Source organism: Candidatus Cloacimonadota bacterium (assembly GCA_011372345.1).
Taxonomy (GTDB): Bacteria; Cloacimonadota; Cloacimonadia; order Cloacimonadales; family TCS61; genus DRTC01.
This window is the reverse complement of record DRTC01000371.1, coordinates 1-3,413: the sequence shown is the minus strand read 5'-3', so window position 1 is coordinate 3,413 and position 3,413 is coordinate 1. Positions and strand designations below refer to the sequence as shown.

Below are 3,413 nucleotides of genomic sequence, written 5' to 3'. Positions count from 1 at the left end.
TTTGAGTTACTATATTATTGTATCCTTTTTGTATTTAACATCATCTTTTTCCGGAAAATCGATATTATAATGTAAACCACGGCTTTCCTTCCTCAAGAGAGCAGAGCGGATGATGATATTAGCAACTACTGCCAGATTCCTGGTCTCAATGACTTCTTTCCTGACCGGATTTTCCTGGTAGAAATTATTGATCTCTTCATAAATATTGGAAATTCGTGAATGTGCATAATTGAGAAGTCGTGTTGAACGGGTAATAAAAACATATCCCTGCATGATCTTCTGAATGATCTCCCTATTATGAGAAATTACTACCCATTCGTTTTCATTAAAAGTCCCGATATCGTGCCATTCCGGGATTTCAGGGAAAATGACTTCTTCTTTGTTGGAAGGATGATTCCCGGCTCGATAAGCGATTACCAGACCTTCGAGAAGTGAATTGGAAGCAAGACGATTTGCTCCATGCAATCCTGTACAGGCAACTTCTCCAGCAGCGAATAGATTCTTGATATCAGTTTGACCATTGATAGTCGTTAAAATCCCCCCGCAGAAATAATGAGCAGCCGGCACAACCGGAATCGGTTCCTTCGTGAAATCAATCCCTCTCTTCAGACATTTTTTACCAATATAAGGAAAACTTTTCTTTAGTTTTTCGGTTGGAATCCCTGTCGCATCAAGATAAAGAAATTTATCTCCGCTTTTTTTCAGTTCAAAATCGATTGCCCGGGAAACAACATCCCTTGGAGCAAGACTACCAAGCCGGTGATATCTTTCCATAAAAGACTGTCCATCTTGCAGTTTTAAGATCGCTCCTTCACCTCTTAATGCTTCCGAAACCAGAAATGGTTTTCCTGCGGGACTATAGAATGCTGTCGGATGAAACTGGATGAATTCCATGTTGGCAATTCTTGCTCCAGCCATTCCTGCCATAGCATAACCATCACCTGTAGCAACCTCCGGATTGGTATTATAATTATAAACCTGACCTGCTCCTCCGGTTGCCAGCATGGTTTTTTTTGCTTTGAAAATGTGAACTTTGTTCTTCGATTTTTCCAGGACATAAGCTCCCCAACATGTTATCTGTGGAATAAAATTATCTACTTGCGAAATATGATGCTGGGTGATCAAGTCGATAGCCAGATGATTTTCAAAAATACTTATATTTTGATTTCCCCGACATGCTTTGATCAGGGCTTTCATTACTTCGTGACCTGTTGAATCAGCTGCATGAGCGACTCTCTTCTGGGAATGACCTCCTTCTCTCGTCAAAGAAAGATTTTCCAAACTCCGATCAAGTTCATCATTTTCCATGGTAAATTCAGTTCCCAGTTTGATCAAGTAATCAATGCATGCCGGACCTTCTTCCACGATCGTTTTGATAACCTTCTTCTTACCAATTTCAGAACCCGCAATAAAAGTATCCTTGATGTGTTCTTCGTATGAATCGTGATGACTCAGAACTGCGGCAATTCCACCTTGCGCATATTCCGTATTGCAATTGTTCAGTTTTTCTTTGGTGACAACTGCTACTTTTCCAATTTTGGATACTTCCAAAGCATAAACCAATCCTGCAATTCCACTTCCGATCACGAGAAAATCAAAATTTTTCATATAATTCCTGTAGTTCGGAACTTGTTCCGAACCAATTATTTTCTATCTTCCTAAATTTAACAACCCTTTATCAATAAAAATCCTTGATGGGATTTGGAATAAATGGTACAAGTTCTGTTCTACAGTTCTTGACCGGACTTCATCGCGAAGCAGACGGAGTTCAGTTTAAAGTTTAGGATGAAAGGTCGTCTCAAGTCCGGTTTCGCTTCGCTCCTCTGAACTCGAGTCTCTTTTTTTCGGTATCTGATTTCAGTTTCCATCAATAAATTCTGTTTATTTAAATTAATTCAGTCGAACTCAATGAATCAATAATACAACTTTTGCCCCGGATAGATCGTACTCGATTTCAAACCATTTATACTTTTTATTTTGGAAATGGAAGTATTACACTTTCGAGCAATACCGGAGAGTGTATCTCCTTTTTTGACAACATAATATTCCTTTGAAGAATCTTTTAGAGAGCCATAAAGTTTAAGTTTCTGTCCCGGACGAATGATATTCGACTTTAATCCGTTCAAAGATTTTATTTTGTAAACAGTCGTCTTATATTTCTTGGCAATATCATAAAGTGTATCACCTTTCTTGACTGTATGGTGAGTGAAATATCCGGCATTTTTAACGAGGAATTTTCTCTTGATCGCTGCCAGTTCGTTCAGATTTTTTTTCCCATTTTTTGGAACAAGGATCGTAAAATTTCCCGGAGGAAGAATAACATCATTAATCGGAGAATATTTTTTTCTAGCTCTTTTGTAAATCTTGATCCAGGGATTGAATTCCCAGATCTTTCCGACAGTAGTTCCCTGGGCATTTGCCCAATCATCTATCTTATAATGTCCTTTGAGTTTGATATTTTCTTTCCTGACCAATTCTAAAAGTGGTTTTTCCCGCTCAAATTTTTTCCCGAAGATTTCCTCTTCATTTTCAAATATCATTTTGATCGCAACTGCTCGCCAGACAAAATTATGAGTTTCATCCGCTTTCATGATCAATTCAAAAAAATCTGTTCCTCCCTGCTCTTTGATCACCCGTGAAATGCTTCCAGCTCCGGCATTATACGCACTCATTGCCAGTAGCCAATCATTAGCACCTAATTTGGATAAATGGTCGTAATTATTTTTCAGAAGTTTGGCAGCAGCTACTGTCGATTTGAAAACATCTCTCCGTTCATCGACAAAAGAATCGATCTTCAATCCAAATCCTTTTGCAGTTCCTTTCATAAACTGCCAGATCCCTGCTGCTCCAACCCGCGAAGTTGCCATCAAGCTTAAACGACTTTCGGCAATTGCCAGGTATTTTATATCGAGAGGAATTTTGTGCATAGAAAAGATGGAATCAAAGATCGCAAAATATTTTCCGCTTCTGGGAATGAATTTATGAGCAGACTGTACTTCGAGATTAAATATCTTCTCAAATTTGTGGGAAAGTCTTTCATTTCTCAAATCGAACTTCCTACCTGCAAAAATAATGGAATCCGGAATCTGAAAATCTGCATTTACCAAAACTCGACTATTGGAAATCTCCAGAGCCTGCATCAAAGAATCAACTGAAAAATTCATCTCTTCGATCACTGCATAAAGAGAATCGATCTCATTATTTTTGAGCAATATTTCGTTGTTAAGAGAATCTTCAGTTGTCTGAATGAATTCCGTAAAAGAAGCGACTGATGGATTTTCAACCTGTTTTTGTTCAATCTCATTTTTCTCGAAAATTCGATTTATGGAGCAACTCGTTAGTAATATAATTATCAAAACAACAATTATTTTTTTTATCATTTTTTCTCTCATTTATTTTTTGTAATACTTAGA

2 protein-coding genes are annotated in these 3,413 nt (G+C 37.7%); both read right to left on the bottom strand.

Annotated elements, in window-relative coordinates; translation table 11 throughout:
- Positions 1–9: 9 nt before the first annotated feature.
- Positions 10–1,608: an L-aspartate oxidase gene (locus tag ENL20_07190; GenBank protein HHE38342.1), complete on the bottom strand. Its 1,599-nt coding sequence runs from the start codon at positions 1,606–1,608 to the stop codon at positions 10–12.
- Positions 1,609–1,913: 305 nt separating this feature from the next.
- A complete protein-coding gene (locus ENL20_07185) occupies positions 1,914–3,392 on the bottom strand; it encodes a LysM peptidoglycan-binding domain-containing protein (GenBank protein ID HHE38341.1) in 1,479 nt (492 codons plus the stop codon).
- Positions 3,393–3,413 lie beyond the last annotated feature (21 nt).

Coding starts and splice junctions, on each gene's coding strand:
- ENL20_07190 (HHE38342.1), bottom strand. CDS start 1,608: ATGAAAAATTTTGATTTTCTCGTGATCGGAAGTGGAATTGCAGGATTG.
- ENL20_07185 (HHE38341.1), bottom strand. CDS start 3,392: ATGAGAGAAAAAATGATAAAAAAAATAATTGTTGTTTTGATAATTATA.